The organism is Xanthobacter versatilis, from assembly GCF_043193975.1.
In the GTDB taxonomy this organism is placed as follows: domain Bacteria; phylum Pseudomonadota; class Alphaproteobacteria; order Rhizobiales; family Xanthobacteraceae; genus Xanthobacter; species Xanthobacter autotrophicus_E.
Window position 1 is genome coordinate 467936 of sequence record NZ_JBAFVB010000001.1, and the last position, 17685, is coordinate 485620.

Annotated in this window: 15 protein-coding genes; 5 read left to right on the top strand and 10 right to left on the bottom strand. The window is 67.1% G+C overall.

Translation table 11 applies throughout. The features are described from left to right. Positions 1–199 precede the first annotated feature (199 nt). The 9 genes from V5F66_RS02030 to V5F66_RS02070 all read right to left on the bottom strand — a co-directional run bounded on the left by V5F66_RS02030 (position 200) and on the right by V5F66_RS02070 (position 7299). Positions 200–1588 carry a phage/plasmid primase, P4 family gene (locus tag V5F66_RS02030; protein WP_394093117.1) on the bottom strand — a complete coding sequence of 463 codons (1389 nt, stop codon included), beginning with the start codon at positions 1586–1588 and terminating at the stop codon, positions 200–202. Continuing rightward, a complete protein-coding gene (locus tag V5F66_RS02035; protein ID WP_394093118.1) occupies positions 1588–2487 on the bottom strand; it encodes a DUF7146 domain-containing protein in 900 nt (299 codons plus the stop codon). Before V5F66_RS02035 ends, V5F66_RS02030 begins: the two co-directional genes overlap by 1 nt. Then, positions 2487–2729 (bottom strand): hypothetical protein, encoded by a 243-nt coding sequence (locus V5F66_RS02040; protein ID WP_394009133.1) that lies wholly within the window; start codon positions 2727–2729, stop codon positions 2487–2489. The genes V5F66_RS02035 and V5F66_RS02040 overlap by 1 nt, the downstream gene beginning before the upstream one ends. Continuing rightward, entirely contained in the window at positions 2726–3109 is a 384-nt protein-coding gene (locus V5F66_RS02045; RefSeq protein ID WP_394093119.1) for a hypothetical protein, read from the bottom strand. The genes V5F66_RS02040 and V5F66_RS02045 overlap by 4 nt, the downstream gene beginning before the upstream one ends. Continuing rightward, the gene (locus V5F66_RS02050; RefSeq protein WP_394093120.1) at positions 3106–3357 is read right to left on the bottom strand and encodes a hypothetical protein; all 252 of its coding nucleotides are present in this window, start codon (positions 3355–3357) and stop codon (positions 3106–3108) included. Before V5F66_RS02050 ends, V5F66_RS02045 begins: the two co-directional genes overlap by 4 nt. Next, positions 3354–3644 carry a winged helix domain-containing protein gene (locus V5F66_RS02055; protein WP_394093121.1) on the bottom strand — a complete coding sequence of 97 codons (291 nt, stop codon included), beginning with the start codon at positions 3642–3644 and terminating at the stop codon, positions 3354–3356. The genes V5F66_RS02050 and V5F66_RS02055 overlap by 4 nt, the downstream gene beginning before the upstream one ends. 280 nt (positions 3645–3924) lie before the next feature. Next, on the bottom strand, positions 3925–4158 hold the full coding sequence (locus V5F66_RS02060) for a helix-turn-helix transcriptional regulator (protein ID WP_394093122.1): 234 nt from the start codon (positions 4156–4158) through the stop codon (positions 3925–3927). Between the two features lie 372 nt (positions 4159–4530). Next, the gene (locus V5F66_RS02065) at positions 4531–5775 is read right to left on the bottom strand and encodes a tyrosine-type recombinase/integrase (protein ID WP_394093123.1); all 1245 of its coding nucleotides are present in this window, start codon (positions 5773–5775) and stop codon (positions 4531–4533) included. 489 nt (positions 5776–6264) lie between these two features. Then, positions 6265–7299, bottom strand: a complete 1035-nt coding sequence (locus V5F66_RS02070; protein WP_394001671.1) for a zinc-dependent alcohol dehydrogenase family protein — start codon at positions 7297–7299, stop codon at positions 6265–6267. A gap of 292 nt (positions 7300–7591) precedes the next feature. Between V5F66_RS02070 and V5F66_RS02075 the strand changes: the two genes are divergently transcribed. Then, a complete protein-coding gene (locus tag V5F66_RS02075; RefSeq protein WP_041576499.1) occupies positions 7592–8770 on the top strand; it encodes an acetyl-CoA acetyltransferase in 1179 nt (392 codons plus the stop codon). Between the two features lie 33 nt (positions 8771–8803). On the opposite strand, the gene V5F66_RS02080 is transcribed toward V5F66_RS02075, so the two are convergent. Further along, a complete protein-coding gene (locus tag V5F66_RS02080) occupies positions 8804–10027 on the bottom strand; it encodes a CobW family GTP-binding protein (RefSeq protein ID WP_394093124.1) in 1224 nt (407 codons plus the stop codon). A 466-nt stretch (positions 10028–10493) separates the two neighbouring features. On the opposite strand from V5F66_RS02080, the gene V5F66_RS02085 reads away from it, so the two are divergent. From V5F66_RS02085 to V5F66_RS02100, 4 genes are all read left to right on the top strand, one after another. Further along, positions 10494–12530 (top strand): sigma-54-dependent Fis family transcriptional regulator, encoded by a 2037-nt coding sequence (locus V5F66_RS02085; RefSeq protein WP_394093125.1) that lies wholly within the window; start codon positions 10494–10496, stop codon positions 12528–12530. 425 nt (positions 12531–12955) lie between these two features. Further along, the gene (locus V5F66_RS02090; RefSeq protein WP_394093126.1) at positions 12956–14887 is read left to right on the top strand and encodes a hydantoinase/oxoprolinase family protein; all 1932 of its coding nucleotides are present in this window, start codon (positions 12956–12958) and stop codon (positions 14885–14887) included. Positions 14888–14904: 17 nt separating this feature from the next. Beyond that, entirely contained in the window at positions 14905–15291 is a 387-nt protein-coding gene (locus V5F66_RS02095) for an acetone carboxylase subunit gamma (protein WP_394093127.1), read from the top strand. Between the two features lie 158 nt (positions 15292–15449). Continuing rightward, complete coding sequence (locus V5F66_RS02100; protein WP_394001679.1) at positions 15450–17606, top strand: hydantoinase/oxoprolinase family protein; 2157 nt, start codon at positions 15450–15452, stop codon at positions 17604–17606. Positions 17607–17685: the final 79 nt, after the last annotated feature.

Consider the following 17685-nt stretch of genomic DNA (forward strand, 5'->3'; position numbering starts at 1 on the left):
GTGCCGGAAATTCCCGGTTCGGCCGCTATGGGAATTCTGGCCTCGGGCAGGGCCTCGACGGCCGACACCCGCCACGATTTTGCCACGAAGCGTGACGCGTGACGCGTTGTGACGCGAAATCCGGTATAAGCCTCCGTCACGCGTGCGCGTGATGTGCGCGCGTATAGAAGCTTATAATGCAAAAACGCGACACGGCGCGTCACGCGTCACGCTCCATCGCGGAATGCACCTTAGGCAGCAACTGGATACCCTTGAAGCCTCTTCCGGAATGCTTTCGGATTGGCTCGAAACCCTTTCGCAGCATGGCTTCGTAGAAGGATTTTGCCGATCCGGCATCCTCGCCGGCACCGCGGGCATATTCGGTCCAGCTCTCGAAGAGGTCCGCGCGCCGATCCCAGATGTCAGCGCGCTCACGCTCCACCCGGCAGCATTCCTCGATCCACTGTCCGAGCAGGTCCTGGTCGCTGAAATAGGTCTGCGTGGCCTCGGTCACGCTGGCGGGCCGGACAAGGCCGTTCTTCTGCCAGTCCAGGCACCCCTCGATCATCCAGCGCAGGATGCCGGGCCATTCCTCCTTCAGCTTCGCCTCAAGCTCCGGATCGGGCGACGCCGGCTTGCGGGTGAAGGGCACGATGTTGAACCTACGCCGGGCTGCTTCGTCCACATTGCGGAGCGCGGGCTTGTGGTTGCCGACGATGGTGAGCTTGAAGTTTGGCCGGAAGCTGAAGAAGTCCTGCCGCATGAACCGCGCCGTGATGGTGTCGCCACCCGTCATCTGCTTGATCCGGCTTTCCGCCCATGCCCGTCCTTCCTCGGTTTCGCTCGCGGTCACGAGGCGGGCGCCGCGCAACATGGCAAGATCCGTGGGATGCTTGTCGTTGTGCGAGGCCGTGAAGGTGTCCATGGCCGCCGTGGTGGCGTAGTCGGCCATGATGGCGGTCAGCACGTTCAGGAACACGCTCTTGCCGTTCCCGCCCGGTCCATAGACGAAGATCAGGGCGTGCTCGCGGGTGTCGCCGGTGAGGCTGTAGCCGCACCATTGCTGCATGAACCGGATGGCCTCCGCATCGCCGCCGGTGGCTTCCTCGAGGAACTGGAGCCAGCGCCGGCACATGGCCTCGGCCGCCGGCGTGCAGCCCGCCAGCTTTGTGATGCCGTCCGCGGGATCGGCTGGGCGCAGGATGCCGGTGCGCAGGTCCACGGTGCCGCCGGGCGTGCCCAGCATGAACGTGTCCCGATCCCACGCGTCCATCGTCACCGCGAAGGCGGGATCGGTGCGGGCGAACTTCTCCACGCCCGTGGCGAAGCTGGTCTTGCCCGTCACATACCGCACCTTGTCCGGCTCGCTCTCGGCGAGGTCGCGGGCGAGGTTCCGCGCCCAGTTGAAGGCGAGGCCGGTGCGGTTCCGCTGCCAGGCCGCGCCGGTCCATTCGAACCACGCGCCGGTGTCGTGGCAGAAGCGCAGCTTGTCCGCGAACAGCTCGGTGAAGCGGGCCGCGGCATTGTCCTCGGTGAGGAGGTCGTTGCAGCGATAATCCGCCACGTCGTCCGGGGTCAGGCGGCGCGTCTCGAAGGCAGCATGTTCCATCAGGTCGCCGCCTCCATCAGAACGTCGTTGAGGTCGCCCGGAATGCGGGGCTCCACCACGAACACCTCGCGGCCGGCCGCCATCCACCGGCGGGCGCAGGTCTTCACCGCCTTCGCGTTGGCGCCGCTATCGTCGGTCTCGCCGAGGATCGTCAGGCGGGAGATGCCGGGCAGGACGGGGAAGAAGGCAATGGCGTCGGCCGAACCCAGCGCCCAGGCCGGGGCGAAGCCGAACAGGCGGCCGGACATGGCCGTCTCGATGCCCTCGCCGATGGTGAGGGTCGGGCCGTCGAGAGGATCGAGCTTGATCGCCGCACCCTTCGCGCGCCCGAGCATCCGCCGGTCGATTTTCCGGCCGTCCGGGGCGAGGAAGGTGCGGTGGATGCCGCACGGCTCATCGGTGAGAATGTCCCGCATCAACGCCACCATGCCGGCATGGCGCGCCTCGCCGTAGCGCAGGCCGCCGTGGAAGCGCAGGACGGTGCGGGCCAGGTCCTCGCCGAGCGGCAGGGCCCGACTCTCCAGATAGGTTTCCACGACGCGGCCGCGCGGATCGACGCTTTTGGCCCAGATCCCGATCGCCCAGGTGGTGCGCTTGGCGGTGTCGGCCGCCGCCTCTTCGGCCGCGCGGGCGTTGGCCTCGCGGCGCTGAGCCGTCTCTTCGCGGGTCGGCTTGCGCCGCCGCTCGGGCGGGGAGATGCCGAGCGCGTCGCACACATGGTCCCGGCATTCCTTCCAGTCGTCGCCGCAATGGGAATGCACGAGGAAGCCGCCGGGCGCGCGGGGCGACGGCACAACGGCAAGGGAGCGGTCCTTTCGGCTGTGACCGGGGCCGGGGGCGAGCACCTGGCGGCCGATCACTTCCCCGCCGAGGGCGCTGGCGATACTGCGGAGGTCCATCACGCGGCGCCTCCATCGTCGTCATCGTGGGAGGCGGCTTGCAACACGCTGTCCGACACGGCGACTTCAGGGGAACGCAGGCAGTCGGCGAGCACCTCGGCGGCGGCCTGGTCCTCACAGAAGGTGCGCTTGACGAATTTGCCGTGGCGCCGGTGCACGACGCACCACTGGCCGAAGTCCCGTTCAACCGTGAACGTCATGTCCGGTCCGCGCTCGCCGGGGAAGCGGAGGATATTGCTCATGCGGCGCCTCCGAACGCTTCAACGGTGCTGCGCTCGATGCTGGCGAGTTGCGCGTTCTGCCGCCGCGCCCGCTCGAAGAGAAAGGCGGCTTCCTCCTCGCTCACGTTGTCCATGTCGGCGGCATTATCCGCGGGGCCGAAGAACAAGGCCCGGATGCGCACTGTGGGCGAGATTTTCCGCACCACCACGAACAGCCGTGAACCGGGAGCGCTCCAGGTGCCGGGTAGGGCTCGGTTGAGATCCACTTCGGCCGCCGAGGCGAGGCGAAGCCGGTATTGCCGATCCGGCCGACGCTCGAAGAAGCGTCGGTCGGAAGCGATGGTGGCTTCATTTTTGAGGGCAAGGCGCTCCAGGCGCCGTTTCTGCGCGCGCTGGTTCATGCTCTGCCCTCCGGAGCCTGCGGGATCGTCCGGTCGAACCCAAGCAATCCGTCCTTCCGCCAGCGAGAGAGGGCATCCAAGGCGGCGGCGCGGTCGCTCCCGGACCAGACGCACGAGCGGGCGTGGCCCTCGTGCAGGTTTAGGAAATAGCGGCGCTGGCAGATTTCCCGCGGATCATCGCTGCGGATGATGGTGCCCCATTCGAGGATGACGTGGGGCTCGGGATGGAGGTGGACGACGTTGCTCATCGCCGCGCCTCCTCAAGCACTTCCACTGCAGAACGCAGGACGTACCGGCCGTGCGAGCCGCCGTAGGAGCCGCCATGGTTCTCATCGATGGTCTCGACGGAGAAGCCGGCCTTGCGGAGCTTGAACACGTAGTCGGACCACCGCGGCGCCGGGCGCTCGATGGGGGTGCAGCCGGCTTCGCCCGCCTGCAGGAGCTGGTCGAGGGTCCAGGCCACGCGGCCCTTCACCGTGAGCGTGGGCCCCCCGGGGCCGTCCAGCCGGACCATGAGCCGGGTCACGTCAGCCATGCGCAGCCTCCTTCCCAAGGCCGGCGGCCTCGGCATGGACAAGGGCGACGCTGAAGGGAACGCCGAGGGCGGACGCGAGCCGATGGGCCGCGAGGTGAAGGGTATTCGGGAGGATGGAAGACGCGGGCTTCGCGCTGCTGGTGGGCGGCGGACGCTTGCCCGCACGGCGGGCCTGAGGTAGAGAAGGCATAGCTCTGTCCTTGAGTTTTGCCCGGTGTGGCGTCGCAAGCGCCCGCCGGGCTTCGTGTTTCTGGGGTTCAGGAACCGGATGCAGGACGGGCTAAGCCGCACTTGTCGTGCGCCGGGCACCGCTCTCCAGAAACTCGTCAAGGTCAGAAGCTCGGTAGCGAACGCTGCGCCCGATCTTCACGAAGATGGGGCCGCCACCGATCAGGCGGGCTTTCTCAAGCCAGGGGACAGAAACGCCGATGTATTCCGCTGCGCGCCGGGTGTTCATCACCGCAGAGCGAGCCGCAACGGAGCCATCATTCACGGATGCGTCGTGAAGAGCCATGGTTGCCTCTATGTCGCTGGATATGCCGCAGCGCTGCCGCATGCGTGAAGACGCATTGCGAGCGCTGGCCCACGTGCCGTGCGGACAGGACGTAGAAGACAGTTTACCTCTGCATTCTTCGAGGTGGCCTTTGACGCAGCCAATGCGCAGAGAGGTTTAGCCACATTCTCTGGTGGGAGGACTTTGACGCTTCCTCAGGCGAAGACCGATAACGCACGGTCGAGCGGGTCAAGTCCGTCGCCTTGTGCTGCTTCGACGCAGCGCTTCAGGACTCGATATAGGAATCTAGCCACATCTATTATGATCTTGCAAGGGCATGTTTCGCGCTGTTTACCACATTACTGCATTCGACAGCCTGTCGCAGGCTAGGCGCTAACCATCCGCGGGCGGGCGCTTCCGTGCTTTCGGTGCGAGCGCATCGGCGATGCGTTGTCCAATCTGGTTGTTCGCCCGGCGCAGCGGATCATCGGCGAGGTGGGCATATCGATGCGTCGTGGCGGCCTGCGTGTGCCCGAGCAACTTCCCGATGACAGCCAGCCCCAGGCCGGCGCCGGCACCTATCGAAGCGAAGGTGTGCCGGAGGTCGTGGATGCGTACCCCCTCCAGCCCAGCCGCCTCCTGCACCACCCCCCATGGGCGCTTGAGGTCCGTCAGGCGGGTTTCGGTGCGCTGCCCATGGATGACGAACGGGTTGCCCTCTTCGCGCTCGATCCCGGCGAGCACGCTTAGGGCAGGGGGGTTAAGCAGTACCGCTTTGGATCCTGTCTTCGAGTCCGGCAGGTTCAGACATCCCCGTTCAAAATCCACATGGCTCCATTCGAGAGAGAGGATTTCCGAGACCCGCGCACCGGTGAAGAGCAGGAGGCGAATCGCGGCCGCGGCAGCTGGCGATATGCGCGCAAGTGTGGTGCGCCCATCGCGCTCCAGCGTCACCCCGTCAGCCTCAGCGAGCGCAATGGCTGCCCCGACGCGTTCCATCTCCTCGGACGAAAGGAAGCGCTCGCGCTTCTTTTCCCGGAACTTTTCGATTTTGCGGGCTGGGTTCAGATCCTCGGGCACGAGCCCACGCTTGGACGCGAAGGCGTACAGTGAACCGATGACGGCGAGCATGCGATTGGCCTGGTAAGGCGTCGCCTTCATGGCCGTGTGCAGGCGCGCAACCTCGGCGCGGGTGAGCGATTCAGCCTTGTTGCTTCCGAACGCCGGCAGGACGTGGTGGTCCAATATGCCCTTGTAAGCGAGGTAGGTCTTGCCCTTGCGCTTCGCCTCCACATGGTCCGCGAGAAACATGGTGGCGAGCTCTCGCATGGTGGGGGCCCCGCGGAACCGCTCCCGCTCGGCTGCTGGGTCCATCCCGCTGGTCACCGCCGCCAGCATTTCCTTGGCGCGCGTGCGTGCTTCCTCCGGCGTGAGCACGCCCATGTTGCCCAGCTTCACCTGCTTGCGCGGCGCGCTCCTGCCGCCGCCGACGCGGTAGCGCACCACGAAGGATTTCGCTCCGGTCGGCTCCACTCGCAGGCCGAAGCCCTTCAGGTCGGCATCCCACACGATGTATCGGGCGCCCTCGGGCTGGGCCGCGTCCACCGTCCGCTTCGTGAGCTTGGCGATCCGTTCCATATCCACCCCTGCAGCCGCTACCGGTCACCACCTGGTCACCACATTCGGTAAAGTCCGGGGAACCGCCGTCAGACATAGACCGGCTGACTTTGTGGTGACCGTATATAAAATGCGGGCTTGATCGTACAGGGGGAAACAGGGTAAGAGAAGCGCCTAAGAACTCTTAATCAGCGGGTCCTAGGTTCGAGCCCTAGTGCGCCCACCACTAAAATCAAAGACTTACAGCGGTTTTGCCGTTTCAGTTTCCGAAACTGAAGCGGTTTTCGCCGTGGGTTGCGATCCCCACCGCATGGCGCACGCCGGTCCATTGCGGGGCGCGCATCCGCCTGCGGACGGTTCATCCGCAAACTGCCGGTCTGATTCTGCCGATGTCCCGCGCGGGTTCCGTTCTCATCGGCTCACGGAACCCACGCGGGTGTCGTTTCACGTATCCTCTTGATGCGAACCGCAATCCGCTTCGCCTGAAAGCGCTCTCGCGGAAGGCTGGCGCTATCCGATGATCACCTTCAGGGCTCGGGTCTGCGCGGCCTTCTCAAAGGTCTCGTAGGCATCGAGGATGTCGGCGAGGGCGAAGCGATGGGTGATCAGCTTTTGGGGATCGAGCTTCTTCGACTGCACCGTCTTCAGCAGCATCGGCGTCGTCACGGTGTCCACCAGCCGCGTGGTGAGGGTGATGTTGTGAGCCCACAAGCGTTCAAGGTGAAGGTCGGCCTTGGTGCCGTGAACCCCCACATTGGCGATGGTGCCGCCGGGGGCCACGATGTCCTGGCACAGCACGAAGGTGGCGGGAATGCCGACCGCCTCAATCGCGGTGTCCACGCCGATGCCGCCAGTCAGGGCCATGACCCGCTCGACCGCATTCTCGCGGCCGCTGTTCACCGTCTTCGTGGCGCCGAAGGTCAGGGCGACTTCCAGGCGGTTGTCGTCGAGATCGATCATGATGATCTCGGCGGGGGAGTAGAATTGCGCGGTGAGGAGCGCCGCGAGGCCCACGGGCCCAGCCCCTACGATGGCGACCGTGCTGCCGGGCTGCACCTTGCCGTTCAGCACGCCGCACTCGAAGCCGGTGGGCAGGATATCGCTGAGCATGACGAGGGCTTCCTCGTCCATGCCGTCTGGGATGCGATGCAGGGAGGTGTCCGCGAAGGGGATGCGGACATATTCGGCCTGCGTTCCGTGGATGGTGTGGCCGAGCATCCAGCCGGCGACGGAGCAGTGGGAATACATGCCGCGCTTGCAGTACTCACAGCGCCCGCAGGATGAGATGCAGGAGATGAGGACATGGTCCCCTTTCCTGAAGGCCGAGACCGCCTGGCCAACCTCCTCGATGACGCCGACGCCCTCGTGGCCAAGCACGGTGCCGGGCTTCACGGTGGGCACGTCGCCCTTCAGGATGTGCAGGTCGCTGCCGCATATGGTCGTCCGCAGGATCTTCACCACTGCGTCGGTAGGCTGCTCGATCCGCGGATGCGGCACCTCCTCCAGCGCCTTCTTGCCGGGGCCACGATAGACCAGACCCTTCATGAGGTATCTCCCTTTCCAGTGTCGTTGAATTGGCGGCACGCGGGACAACGGCCGCTTTCCGCGCCGCCTCCTCGGCAAAACAGATGCCATGGCTGAAGGCCGCGCATTCGCATGCTTCTCCCGTGCGGTGGGGCTGCCATGCTGTCCGCAATTGCTACTCCCGCGGACGGATTTCGGTCGCCCGGAGTGCTCCCTTGGGGGCGGCCACGCTTCTCCCAGCGAGGGCCACGCGGTGGCACGCACAGTGCAGGAGCGCCGGCGCAACGACGACGCGACAGCGGCAGGACGCATCATGAAGCTTGGCAACGCAGTATCCATCGTCGGCTGGGGCCATTCGCCCTTCGGCCGGCTGGCCCACATGGACATGGAGGCGCTCATCGCAGCGGTCTGCCACGAAGCGCTGGTTCATTCCGGCTTCCCGGCCGAGCGCATGGACGGCGTCTGGCTCGGCAATCTCAACGGCGGTTTCGTGCCGGAGATCTTCTGTTCGTCCCTGCCCATGAACGGCGAGCCGGGTCTGCGCTGGAAGCCGGCGACACGGGTCGAGAACGCCTGTGCCTCCGGGGCCGGGGCCATCTTCGCCGCCTGTGACGCCATCCAGTCCGGCCGCGCGCGCCTCGCCCTCGTGGTGGGTGCGGAGAAGATGACCGCGGTCTCCGGCGAGGAGGTGACGCGCATCCTCGGCTCGGCCTCCTACGTCAAGGAGGAGGCGAACTGCGGCAAGACCTTCCCGTCCATCTTCGGGGAGATCGCCGGCGCCTATTTCGAGCGTTATGGCGACCATGCGCAGGCGCTGGCGAAGATCGCGGTGAAAAACCACGCCAACGGTGTGTCCAACCCCTTCGCGCAGATGCGCAAGGCGCTCGATTTCGAATTCTGCAATACCGTCTCGGAGAAGAACCCGGTCATTGCCGGGCCGCTGCGCAAGACCGACTGCTCGCTGGTTTCGGACGGCGCGGCGGCCGTGGTGCTCGCATCCGACGATCTCATCGGCGAGGCACAGCGCGCCGTGCGCATTCGTGCCCGGGCGCAGGTGAACGACCTTTTGCCCATGTCGCGCCGCGATCCGGTGCGCTTCGAGGGGCCGCGACGCGCCTTCGCCGCAGCCTTCGCCGAGGCCGGCATAACGGTCGGCGATCTCTCATTTGCCGAAGTCCACGACTGCTTCACCATCGCGGAGCTTTTGGCCTACGAGGCCATGGGGCTCGCTCCGGAAGGGCAGGGCGCGCGGGTGCTGGAGGATGGAACGGTGGCCCGTGGCGGCCGTCTCCCGGTGAACGTCTCCGGCGGCCTGAAGGCGAAGGGCCACCCCATCGGCGCCACCGGCGTGTCCATGCACGTCCTGTCCGCCATGCAGCTCACCGGCACCGCCGGCGACATGCAGGTTCCCGGTGCCAGCCTTGGCGGGGTGTTCAACATGGGTGGCTCAGCGGTGGCGAACTATGTGAGCGTGCTTGAGCCGGTGAAGTGAGGCGAGGCCGCGCGGCGGTGTCGCCGCGCGGCTTCACGAGGCGGCAGCGGCGGGCCGGCCCTTGCCCAACCTCACGGAATTGATGTGCCAGGCGTCGGTCTCGAAGCGGCTGCGGCCCTGCACCGGCATGCGGGCGCTGAGCCAGCAGCGCGTCGGCAGCAGGGGGGCGGTTGCCGCGGCCCGCAGGGCAGCCGTGTCGCCGGGCAGATCGGCGAGGCGGCGGCGGATGTCGTCGATGGCTGCCTCCGGAAGGTCACGGACGATGAACACGAGCCGTCCCCGCATGTCGAAGCGCGTGCCCTCCCTCGGCCAGCGCGGCAGGCGCACCGGGGGATAGGCGACCTGTTCCACGCACTGCACCACCACCGGTGCGCCGAGGCCGGCCACGTTCATCAGCCCCTTTACCCGCAGCAGGTGCGATCCGTATTTGGCGAGAATCTCTCCCATGGCCACCGCGAAGCCGCGCCAGGGCACCTGATGGTTGAAGTAGCAGGTGAAGCTCACCGGCAGCGCCTGCGCCCCGTGGGCGGAGGGCGGGGCCTCGCCGGCGCGGGCGGCGGCTTCCGTCTCGGCCACAAAGCGCTCCACCTCCGCCGGCAGGCTGCCCGGCGCATAAAGTCCGGCGCCCAGGATGTGCCGGGGCTCGATCTCGCCATGGGTCACGACAAGGCGCGGAGCCGACGGATTGAGCACGTTGAGCCGGGCATCGAGCTGCTCGCGGGCGCTACGATCGGCAAGGTCCGCCTTGGTGAGGAGGATGCGGTCGGCCATGCCCACCTGGCGGCGCGCCTCCTCGTTCCGGTCCAGTTGCTCGGCGCCAAGGCCGGTGTCCACCAGCGTGACGACGCCGTCGCAGCGGAAGCGGGCGGCGACGTAGCGCTGCTCCATCAGGGTCCAGACCACCGGTATGGGATCGGCAAGGCCGGTGGTCTCGATCACCACGCGGCGCACCTGCGGGATCTGCCGCCGCGCGAGCTTGTCATGGAGCGTTTCGAGCGCCGCCACGAGATCGCCGCGCACGGTGCAGCACACGCATCCGGATTCGAGCAGCACCATGGTCTCGCCGATCTGCTCCACCAGCTGGTGGTCGATACCCACGGCGCCGAATTCGTTGATGAGCAGCGCGGTACCGGCCATTTCCGGATGGGTGACGAGGCGATTGAGCAGCGTGGTCTTGCCGGCGCCGAGGAAGCCGGTGAGCACGGTGACGGGGATGCGCGGGTCGATGGGCGGATCGGTAGGATCGTGTTCGGTCATGGGCGGTCTCGCAGCGGGCGCCGGCAGCGCTGGGATGTCGCGGGAGCGCAGCAACGCCCGTGCCACCGGGGCAAAGCCTGCCCGTGGTGTCCGAAGCGGGTCGAAGGCGTTCGATTCCCGGCCGCTGTCGCATTCGAAAATCGAACGGCGTAGTGCGCCTTCCGCAAGGTTGCGCCGGGGCGGAAACGCGGGAAGTCTCGATACCTGAAGGGCGTGCGGCATGGCATGATCGATGCTACGCTCACTCCCAGGCATGATGACCTTGCAACGGCGAGGCGCAGGCCGTTGTCGCTTCAAATGGAGTAGGCCGGAGCGGGTTCGCACCGCGGCTGTCACAGACCGAAGTCCACAAGACCCAAGACCACAAGACCGAAGAGAAAAGTCCGCCCACGAAAACGCAGACAGCAGATCTGCCCGGGTGGCGGCACACCGGCCGGCTCATGGAGCCCGCCGGGGGAGGACAAAAATGCCTTTCGGACGAACCGGACAAAAGTTCTCGGTGCCCGAGAACGACGACAAGGTAATGACGTCGTGGGAGCAATTCCTCGGCGGTGACGAATTCGGCTCCGACGCGCTGCGCCGGCTCGTCGATGATTCCTGGCGTCGCTGCCTCAACAACAGCGTGGACCCGCAACGCGACCAGGCCCCGCCGCCCATGCGCGAGGACTCGCTGCATTCCCTGCGCGACGACTGCCGCGAGCTGCTGGAGGCGAGCCAGCCGGTGATGGCCTCGGCGCGGGAGTTCCTCGCCGAGACCGGCACCGTGATGGTTCTCACCGACGGCGCCGGCGTCATCCTCAACCTGGAGGGGGACATGCGGCTGCGGGACGCGGCGGCCAACATCCACCTGCTGTCGGGCGCCAGCTGGAGCGAGCAGGCGTGCGGCACCAATGCCATCGGCACGGCCATCGAGGTCGGCCAGCCGGTGCAGATCCATTCGGCCGAGCATTATTGCTCGGGCATCAAGCGCTGGTCGTGCTCCGCCAACGTCATCCGCGACCCTTATGACGGCACCATTCTCGGTGTGGTCGATGTCTCCGGGCTTTCGGACACCTTCAATCGCCACAGCCTCGCCCTCGTGGTGGCGACGGCCGGGCGCATCGAGAATCGCCTCGCCCAGCAGGAGATGGACCTCCGCCTGCGCCTCCTCGACCACTGCATGGACCGCCTTTCGGGGGCGAGCAGCGACGGTGTGGTCGTGTTCGACCGCCGCGGCCGGGCGGTGAAGGCCAACGGTGCCGCCGCCGACGCGCTGCTCGACCTGCAGCGCCAGCGCGGCGAGGCGACGGGCGACCTCTCGCAGCTTCGCCTGAACTGGCGCAAGCAGGCCGCCCTGCCCGACGAACTGCCGTCGTGGATGCGGCGCGAATGGCTTGAGCCGGTGGTGACCGATGGTGAGCGGCTCGGCATCGTGCTGCGCCTTCCCGGGCGCCGGGCTGCGCCGTCCCGGACCGCGGGCCCGGACGCCGCCCCGAAGCCGGAGGCGGGGGGCGATGCCTTCGCGCGGATCGTCGGCGAGGCGCCCAGCCTGCGGCACGCCATCGGCCGGGCGCGCCAGCTTGCGAAGAGCCGGGCGCCGGTGCTGCTGCTGGGCGAGACCGGCGTGGGCAAGGACGTGTTCGCCCAGTGCCTCCATGCCGGCAGCGCCGGGCGCGACGGCGCGTTCGTGGCGCTCAATTGCGGCGGCTTCTCCCGGGAGCTGCTGACGAGCGAGCTGTTCGGCTATGCGGAAGGCGCCTTCACCGGCGCGCGCCGCGGCGGCATGACCGGCAAGATCGAGGCCGCGGACGGCGGCACCCTGTTCCTCGACGAGATCGGCGAGATGCCGAAGGACCTGCAACCCCATTTCCTGCGGGTGCTGGAATCGGGAGAGGTCTACCGCATCGGCGAAACGCGTCCGCGCAAGGTGAACCTGCGCCTCGTGGCCGCCACCAACCGTGACCTGCGGCGCGAGGTGGAGGCGGGGCGGTTCCGCATGGACCTGTTCTATCGCGTCGCGGTCACCAGCATCTCCATTCCCGCCCTGCGGGAGCGCGCCACGGACATCCCGCTCCTGGCCGAGCATCTGGTGCAGGACCTCGCACGCCGGCAGGGCCTGGCACCCCGCCGGCTCTCGCCCCGGGCCATCGAGGTGCTGCAGGCCTATGCCTGGCCGGGCAACGTGCGCGAGCTGCGCAACGTCATCGAGGGCATGCTCCTCATCGCCGAGGGGGAGGAACTGACCGAAGCCGATATCCCGGACGAGATCTGGGCGGCGCAGGCGGGTGGCGTGGCGTCCCCGCTCGCGCAGGCCGGCGAAGCTGGCGAGGCCGAGCCCTTGCGCGGCCTCACCGGCATGGAGAATGCCGAGCGGCTCGCCCTGTTGCGGGCCGTGCAGGCGCACAAGGGCAACATGACCGCGGTGGCCCGCGATCTGGGGATCGCCAAGAGCACGGTCTACGCCAAGCTCCGCCGCTTCGGCCTCGAGGGCGCGGTGGGCGAGACGCGGCGGGTCCAGATCTAGGCCCCCGTCCATAACTTGCACCTGTCCGGCACGCCGATTGCTTGAAAGCATCGGCTTTCGCATCCCTCCCGAAAGCTTCCTCCACACCGCCGGTCTCGATCGGCGGTGTTTTTTTGTCTGCGCGGGCATGGTGCGGCGCACGCCCCGCGTTCATCGCGTCGCACAATAAAGACTGATTTTCGAACAGGCATTCGTAAAGACGTCGATGCCTCAACCTCCAGAAAAAGCGCCGGCGTCGAAATTCAGTGCAAATAAACAATAGTCGAGACGTCGCCTGCCTTTCTCCTCTTGGCACGCCCCTTGCGATCCGTTGTGGGAGCCTTGCGGACCGTGTGTCGACCTGGCCGCGAGCGCCGCTGCGGCGCGCCCGGGCCTGCCGACGCATGAAGCCGCAGCCGGAGAAGACGTGGGAGGAGAAAGAGCGTATGTCCCTTCAAATCAACATCGACAACGGCGGCACGCTGACGGACATCTGTATTCTGTCAGATGATGCGGTGAGAAAGACCAAGGTCCTCACCACGCCTTATGATCTCAGCAAGTGCTTCTTCGAGGGCCTGACCAAGGCTTCCGGCGTGCTCTACGGCGCGCCGGATGTGAAGCGTCTGCTGGAGGAGGTGGACCTCATCCGCTATTCCACCACCCAGGGCACCAACGCGATCTGCGAGCGCAAGGGGCCCCGGCTCGGCCTCATCCTCGATGCATCCGCGCACGACCTGCCGAGCCGCCTCGCGGCCCACGACCAGGATGTGTTCGAGGCCCTGGTGGGCGACCGGATCGCCTTCCTCGATGCCGCCGCCATCAGCGCCGACGAGGCGGACGTGGCGGTGGCGAAGGCCATCAACACCCTCACCGCCGCCGGTGCCAACCGCCTGGTGGTGAGCTTCGGCGGCGCCGATTTCCAGGCGCTGGAGAACGACTTCCGCCTTGTCGCCCTGCGCAAGTATCCGCGCCACCTGCTCGGCGCCGTGCCGATCCTCTACGGCTCCGATCTCACCACCGACCCGGATGGCGAGCGGCGCACCTGGACCGCGCTCATCAACTCGTTCCTCCACCCCTCCATGGAGGCGTTCCTCTACAATGCGGAGAACCGGCTGCGGGCCTATCGCACCAAGAACCCGCTGCTCATCTTCCGCAATGACGGCGACGCCTCGCGCGTGGCCAAGACCATCGCCATCAAGACCTATTCGTCCGGCCCGCGCGGCGGCATGGAGGGCGTGAAGTCGTTCTCGCGCCGCTACGGCTTCGCCGACACCGTTTCCATCGACGTGGGCGGCACCACCACGGATATCGGCCAGTACATCGACGGCACCGTGGCCGAGGTGCGGCGCGGTCATGTGGAAGGCATCTCCGTCTCCTTCCCCCTGTGCGAAATCCTGAGCGCGGGGGCGGGCGGCTCCTCCATCTTCAAGGTGGTGGACGGGCGCATCGTCATCGGGCCGGAGAGCGTGGGCGCGGTTCCGGGGCCGGCCTGCTTCGGGCGCGGCGGGCGCGAGGCCACCATCACCGACGCCAGCCTGCTCATCGGCCTGTTCGATCCCACCTCCTATTTCGGCGGCGGCATGGGGCTCGACGCGGACCGCGCGGCGGCGGCGGTGACCGCCAGCGTCGCCAGCCGGCTGGGGCTCGGGCTCGATGATGCGCTGCTACGCATGGAATTCGCCTATGAGGAGAAGATCGCGGCGGAGCTTCACCGCTTCACCAAGATCTCCGACGAGACGGTGATGCTCGCCTTCGGCGGCGCAGGCCCCCTCAACGCCTGCGGCGTCGCCGAGAAGGCGGGCATTCGCCGGGTGGCGATCCCGCAGATGGCGGCGGTGTTCTCGGCCTACGGCATCGGCTCCTGCGATGTCTCCCAGCGCTATGCGGTGACGCTGAGCGATGTCACCGAGCTTTCCGGCACCATCGCGGCGCTGAAGGTGAAGGCGTCCCGCGACATGTTCGCGGAAGGCTGCGCCGACGGCACCTACACCCTCGATGCACGCCTGGTTGCCGACTTCGGGGACGGGCGCACGCTGGTCCACGTGTTGGGCGACCAGCTGGAGGTTCCGGCCGCCTTCGCCGGGGCTCGCTCGGTGGAAGTGGAACTGAAGGCGGTCCGCAGTCTGCGCGAAGGCGCGGAGCGGTCGGCTCGCTTCGCGCCCCGCTCGTCGGCCGCAGCCCATGGCAAGCGCAACGTGCTGATCCGCGATCGCGGGCGCATCGACGTGCCGGTCTACCGCCTCGCCGACCTTGCGGATGGCGACTTCGCATCCGGCCCCGCCATCCTTGAGGAAGACTATTTCACCTGCCGGGTCCCTGAAAACTGGCAGTTCGTCATCAGCGATGCAGGCGACATCCTGCTGAGCCGGGAGGATTGAAGAACATGAAAGTCGCCATGACCGAATATCTCCGCATCAACCTGACGTCGGAGAGGTGGGAATGCCGCGTGTGCGATCACGACATTGCGCCGGCGCGGGGCAACTACAAGGAGGGCCTGCTGGTCCACGATCGTGATCCGCGCGAGATCCATCCGCCAATCCTCGATCCGGACAAGTATCGCTTCACCTTCAGTCCCGATCCGGAGTGGGTGCGCATCCTCGAATATTGCTGCCCCAGCTGCGGCACCCAGGTCGAGACCGAATATGCCGTGCCCGGCCACCCGCCGCTCCACGACATGGAAGTCGATCTCGATGCGCTCAAGGCCCAATGGGCCGCCCGCGGCGAGGCGGCGGCACCCTATGCCGGCCCGGCCGTGGTGCGTGACGACGGCCACGGCCACTGAAGCATCTGTTGACGCGTTTTCTTCACGCGAACCGGTATCCACTTCGCTCGAAAACGCTCTGACGGTGCCGCCCATCCCCGTGCGGGACGAGGCGGCACCACCCCAACAGCAGAACGAATGCGGCGCGACGCGCCCGCCAGCATCCTCTGGGAGGACACATGAAACGCGTTTCCGTGGACATCGGCGGCACCTTCACCGACTGCTTCGTGGTTTGGGACAGGCAGTATATCGAGGCCAAGGCCCTCACCACCCACCACAACCTCGCCATGGGGTTCAACGAGGCCCTCGGCAAGGCCTGCAACGTGCTGGGGCTCCAGCTTGAGGAGATCCTCAGCGCCGTGGACAGCGTGCGCTATGCCACCACCCTCGGCACCAACGCGCTCATCGAGCACAAGGGCCCCAGGATCGGCATGCTGGTGACCGCCGGCTACGAGGCCACCGTGCCGCTCAGCCGCGCCCGCGGCTATGGCGAGGGGCTGGACAACCTCGGTCAGCAGGACATGCCCAACGCCAAGCGCCCCGATCCGCTGGTGGAGGCGCACATGATCCGTGGCGTGCGCGAGCGGCTCGATTTCCAGGGCAAGCGCGTCATGCCCCTCGACGAGGAGGACGTGCGCACCCAGATCCGCGAGCTGGTGAACCGCGGCGCCCAGATCATCGTGGTGGCGCTGGTGAACGCCGTGGTGAACCCCGCGCACGAGCAGCGCATCGAGGAGATCATCCTCGAGGAGTATCCCTCCCACCTGCTCGGCGCCATCCCGGTCATCCTGTCCCACCAGGTGGCGGGGCGCAAAGGCGAGTATGTCCGCGCCACCTCGGCCATCGTGGACGGCTATCTGCACTCCACCATGTACCATGCGCTCTCGGCGCTGGAGCAGAACCTGCGCGCCCATCGCTACGACAAGCCCATGCTGGTGATCCACAATTCCGGCGGCATGGCGCAGCTCAACTCCACCGACGCGTTGCAGACCATTCATTCCGGCCCGGTCTCCGGCATTGGCGCCTCCGAGCACCTGGCCATGCTCACCGGGCTCGGCAATGTGGTGGCCACCGACATGGGCGGCACCAGCTACGACATCGGCATCGTGGTGGACGGCGGCGTGAAGCATTACGACTTCAATCCGGTGATCGATCGCTGGCTGGTCTCGGTGCCCATGGTGCACCTGGTGACGCTGGGCGCCGGCGGCGGCTCCATCGCCTCCTATGACCGTATGTACAAGACCGTGAAGTGCGGCCCGGAGAGCGCCGGGTCCGACCCCGGCCCGGCCTGCTACGACCGGGGCGGCATGCGGCCCACCGTGACCGACGCCGACCTTCTGCTCGGCTATCTCGACCCGGCGAACTATGCGGGCGGCTCCATCCCGCTCAACCCGCGCCGGGCCAGGGCGGCCATCGAGGACACCCTGTGCGACGAGCTTGACTGCTCGGTGATCGAGGCGGCGCTGCTGATCCGCGAGAAGGTGGACGACAACATGGCCAACGGCCTGTTCACCGAGCTGCGCGCCCGGGGCTACGACCCCAAGGACTTCACCATGCTCGCCTACGGCGGCAACGGCCCGCTGCACTGCTGCGGCATCGCCCAGAACCTCAACATCGACCGTATTCTGGCGCCGCCGCTCTCCTCGGTGTTCTCCGCGGTGGGCGCCGGTAACATGCACCAGCTCCATATCCATGAGCAGTCGCTCTACATGGTGCTCTACGACAGCAACACCCGCGCCCTGTTCGACGACTATGACCGCTTCAACGCCATCGTCGCCGACCTGAAGGAGCGCGGCACCCAGGACCTGCTGCGCCAGGGCGTTCCGCCCGCAGACATCCGCCATAACCTTGAACTGGACATGCGCTACGGCAACCAGCTGGTGCAGACCACGGCGGTGATCGAGAAGCACGCGGTGGACGGCCCGGCGGACGTGCTCGCCATCATCTCCCAGTTCTCGGCGGACTACGGCAAGCGCTTCGGCGAAGGCTCGCAGGCGCCGGAGGCGGGCATCCGCATCAACACCATCCGCATCGCCGCCTATGTCCAGCACGAGACCGTGCAGTTCGAGGACATCAAGCCGGTGCCCGAGAGCGAGCGCAAGGCGCCGCCGCCACCCGCGGCGAGCCGCGTGTGCCACTTCGTGGGCCAGGACGGCCCGCTGGAGACGCCGGTGTGGAGCCGCGCCGATATCGGTCCCGGTGTCCAGATCGAGGGCCCGGCCATCATCGCCTCGGAGGTGACCACCTTCCTGGTCAATCCGGGCTGGAGCTTCGTGGCGGCGAAGCAGGGGGCCTCCTGGTTCCTGCGCGCGAAGATCCCCGCCACCACGCACTGACGCCGTTTCTCTCCCCGCCCCGCGCGGGGAGAGCGCGCCCCATGGCGCTGCGATCACCTGAGATAATCCGGGAGGATAA

Coding starts and splice junctions, on each gene's coding strand:
- V5F66_RS02035 (WP_394093118.1), bottom strand. CDS start 2,487: ATGGACCTCCGCAGTATCGCCAGCGCCCTCGGCGGGGAAGTGATCGGC.
- V5F66_RS02070 (WP_394001671.1), bottom strand. CDS start 7,299: ATGAAGGGTCTGGTCTATCGTGGCCCCGGCAAGAAGGCGCTGGAGGAG.
- V5F66_RS02075 (WP_041576499.1), top strand. CDS start 7,592: ATGAAGCTTGGCAACGCAGTATCCATCGTCGGCTGGGGCCATTCGCCC.
- V5F66_RS02090 (WP_394093126.1), top strand. CDS start 12,956: ATGTCCCTTCAAATCAACATCGACAACGGCGGCACGCTGACGGACATC.
- V5F66_RS02050 (WP_394093120.1), bottom strand. CDS start 3,357: ATGAGCAACGTCGTCCACCTCCATCCCGAGCCCCACGTCATCCTCGAA.
- V5F66_RS02100 (WP_394001679.1), top strand. CDS start 15,450: ATGAAACGCGTTTCCGTGGACATCGGCGGCACCTTCACCGACTGCTTC.
- V5F66_RS02030 (WP_394093117.1), bottom strand. CDS start 1,588: ATGGAACATGCTGCCTTCGAGACGCGCCGCCTGACCCCGGACGACGTG.
- V5F66_RS02085 (WP_394093125.1), top strand. CDS start 10,494: ATGCCTTTCGGACGAACCGGACAAAAGTTCTCGGTGCCCGAGAACGAC.
- V5F66_RS02065 (WP_394093123.1), bottom strand. CDS start 5,775: ATGGAACGGATCGCCAAGCTCACGAAGCGGACGGTGGACGCGGCCCAG.
- V5F66_RS02055 (WP_394093121.1), bottom strand. CDS start 3,644: ATGGCTGACGTGACCCGGCTCATGGTCCGGCTGGACGGCCCCGGGGGG.
- V5F66_RS02040 (WP_394009133.1), bottom strand. CDS start 2,729: ATGAGCAATATCCTCCGCTTCCCCGGCGAGCGCGGACCGGACATGACG.
- V5F66_RS02080 (WP_394093124.1), bottom strand. CDS start 10,027: ATGACCGAACACGATCCTACCGATCCGCCCATCGACCCGCGCATCCCC.
- V5F66_RS02060 (WP_394093122.1), bottom strand. CDS start 4,158: ATGGCTCTTCACGACGCATCCGTGAATGATGGCTCCGTTGCGGCTCGC.
- V5F66_RS02045 (WP_394093119.1), bottom strand. CDS start 3,109: ATGAACCAGCGCGCGCAGAAACGGCGCCTGGAGCGCCTTGCCCTCAAA.
- V5F66_RS02095 (WP_394093127.1), top strand. CDS start 14,905: ATGACCGAATATCTCCGCATCAACCTGACGTCGGAGAGGTGGGAATGC.